The organism is Natronospira sp. (genome assembly GCF_007134575.1).
GTDB classification, from domain to species: Bacteria; Pseudomonadota; Gammaproteobacteria; order Natronospirales; family Natronospiraceae; genus Natronospira; species Natronospira elongata.
This window is the reverse complement of record NZ_SLKM01000025.1, coordinates 1-2,873: the sequence shown is the minus strand read 5'-3', so window position 1 is coordinate 2,873 and position 2,873 is coordinate 1. Positions and strand designations below refer to the sequence as shown.

Annotated in this window: 3 protein-coding genes; all 3 read right to left on the bottom strand. The window is 63.9% G+C overall.

Annotation, left to right across the window (positions count from 1 at the left end):
* On the bottom strand, positions 1 to 639 hold a 639-nt coding region (locus tag ACJWXQ_RS01120), incomplete at its 3' end, for a S41 family peptidase (RefSeq protein ID WP_406671968.1).
* 151 nt (positions 640 to 790) lie between these two features.
* On the bottom strand, positions 791 to 1,957 hold the full coding sequence (locus ACJWXQ_RS01115) for a murein hydrolase activator EnvC family protein (protein ID WP_406671967.1): 1,167 nt from the start codon (positions 1,955 to 1,957) through the stop codon (positions 791 to 793).
* Positions 1,958 to 2,083: 126 nt separating this feature from the next.
* The coding region (gene gpmI / locus ACJWXQ_RS01110; protein ID WP_406671966.1) for a 2,3-bisphosphoglycerate-independent phosphoglycerate mutase at positions 2,084 to 2,873 on the bottom strand (790 nt) is incomplete at its 5' end.

Below are 2,873 nucleotides of genomic sequence, written 5' to 3'. Positions count from 1 at the left end.
CTGACGCCCCACCTGGTCACGGAAATGACTGACCCGCAGATAGCCGATACCCGGCTCCAGCAGACGGGAACGCACGCTGCGGGTCTGAATACGTTCTCTCACCAGCTCCACATCCCGGGGCGCGTCCTTGTCAGGCGACAGCACGCCGAGGGTAATCGAGCTGCCGGGTTCGCCGCGCATCAGGCGTACCGCCTCATCCAGACTCATGCCCTCGAGGGAATCGCCGTCAACGCTGAGAATCCGGTCACCGGCTTTCAGGCCAGCCCGTTCACCAGGGCTGCCCGCAATCGGAGCGATCACGGTCACCACGCCGTCCTCCTGGGTCACTTCCAGGCCCAGCCCACCGTAGCGGCCGGAGGTGGTGTCCTGCATCTGGCGATACTCCTCGGGATCGAGAAAGCCGGAGTGATCATCCAGGCTGGAGAGCATGCCGCGAATGGCATGCTCCATTAGCTCCTCGTCGTCGATGGGGTCAACATAGCCCTGGCGTACCCGTTCCAGTACTTCCGCCAGCAGCCGCGCCTGCTCATAGGGCAGCTCCGCCTGTCGCTCCCGCTCGGCAAAGACGCCATGGGTGACCGACAACAGGCTTCCCAGCAGAAAGCCGATGGCCAGAACCAGCGCGGTGCGTGTTTTCATCGACATCAGATCCATGGTTGTGCCCTATTTCGGGGAGGCCCAGGCAAGCCCTTGAAAGCCCTGTCCTGATACTAGCAAGTCCACGCTTAATCGGACCACCGCCGCAGGCGCAGGTTTCAGTGCTTGCTGACCGGCGGCGATGATCGACTCGTCAGCGGTTCGCGAGCCAGTTGGCGGGGTTGACCGGATCGCGGCCGTTGCGGATTTCAAAGTACAGGCCGCTGCGATCCTGGCCACCACTGTCGCCAACAGAGGCGATCACATCACCCGGCCGAACCCAGTCGCCCACTTCGTGGTAGACGGCTTCATTATGACCATAAAGGCTCAGATAGCCCTCGCCATGGTCGAGAATCAGGACCAGGCCGTAATGCTGCAGCCAGCCGGAGTAAGCGACGCGGCCATGGGACACGGCCCGCACCTCGCTGCCCCGGTCGGCCTGGATCACCAGCCCGCGCCAGCGCATGCGGCCACCGGCGCGGGAATCCCCAAAGCGGCGCGTGAGTCGGCCGTCCACCGGCCAGGGGAGTTCGCCACGCAATTCGGTAAAGCGCCGGCCACGGTGCAGATCGGAGGGAATGTCTTCCAGTGCATCCTGCAGGGAACGGATCAGCTGCTGCAGTTCGGCCTCGTCCTCTTCCAGCCGGGTCAGTCTCTCGCCCCGGTCCCTGAGTCGGGCCTCGATCTCTGCCACCGCTTCTTCCCGGGATTCCCGGGTTGCTTCCATGGCTTGCAGGGAGTCCCGCTGACGACTGCGGGCCGACGCCAGCTCCTCCAGCGCCTCATCCACTTCCTCGGCCAGGCTGGCAAGGCGGCGGACATGTTCGCCGATCCGTTCAATGCGGGCGCTGCGGGCGCGATTGAGATAGTCGTAATAGACCAGCATGCGACCGAATGCGGCCGGGTCTTCCTGGTTCAGCAGCAGTTTGAGCTGTTCTTCCCGGCCGGTCCGGTAGGCGCCCTGGATCTGTCGTGCCAGGGCCTCCCGTTCGGTGGCGATCTCCTGCTCACGCTCGGTCTTCTCTGACTGCAGATCATCCAGACGGGCTTCGCGAGCGGCAATATCCGATTCGATCCGGCGCAGTTCGCGGCCCAAGCGGTTGACCTCCTCTTCGGCCGCACGCAGGGCTTCACTGGCCTGGTCCCGTTGGCCGCGCTCGGCTTCCAGGTTCTCGCGCAATGACTGGATGCGGGATTGCAGCGCCTCCAGTTCCGCCTGGCGGGCTTCACTGTCGCTCGATTCCTCGGCATGACCGCTCATTGCCAGCCCGAGGCCAAGCAGGCAGCACAGCAGCAAGGCGAGTGAGCGATGGCGATCCATGAAAGGGTCCAGTCGAGTTCGTCCGAGGGTGCAAGATAGGCCCGAAGGGGTCGAGCCCGCAAGCACTCCCGGCGTCTACCCAGCAGACGCTGTCAGGCGATGGTTTCCCGGTCGCTGGATGGAGTGCTAGCGCTTGAGCTCGACCAGGCTGTGGCCGCTCATTTCATCGGGAATGGGCTGGCCCATCAGTGTCAGCATGGTGGGGGCGATGTCACAAAGCCCACCATCGTCCAGCAAACGGCCCTGGCGACCCACATAGACCAGGGGCACCAGATTGGTGGTATGGGCTGTGTGAGCCTGACCGGTTTCGGCATCCGCCATCTTCTCGGCATTGCCGTGGTCGGCGGTGATCAACATCTCGCCACCGGCTGCGCGGATTGCCTTGTGCAGACGGCCGAGGCACTGGTCCAGCGTCTCGATGGCCTGGATTGCCGCTTGCAGATTACCGGTGTGACCCACCATGTCGGCATTGGCGTAGTTGCTGATGATGAAGTCGTACTGGCCCGACTCGATCGCTGCCACCAGCTTGTCGGTCACCTCCGGTGCACTCATCTCCGGCTTGAGATCATAGGTCTTGACCCCCGGTGAGGGCACCAGCACTCGATCCTCGCCCGGATAGGGTTCTTCGCGGCCACCGTTGAGGAAGAAGGTGACGTGGGCATATTTTTCGGTTTCCGCAATGCGAAGCTGGCGCAGACCCAGGGCCGCCCCGTATTCGCCCAGATTGTTCTTCGGCTGGCTGGGGGGGAAGGCCACCGGCAGATCGAAGTCTTCCTGGTACTCGGTGGTGGTGACAAAGCCGGCCAGTGCCAGGCGGCGACGCTGGAAGCCGTCAAAATCCTCGGCGGTGAAGGCCTGGGTCAGCTCACGGGCCCGGTCGGCGCGCCAGTTCATGAAGATCACCGCGTCGTCATCG

Excerpts from the sequence above, each read along its gene's own strand:
- ACJWXQ_RS01115 (WP_406671967.1), bottom strand. The coding sequence starts at position 1,957 with ATGGATCGCCATCGCTCACTCGCCTTGCTGCTGTGCTGCCTGCTTGGC.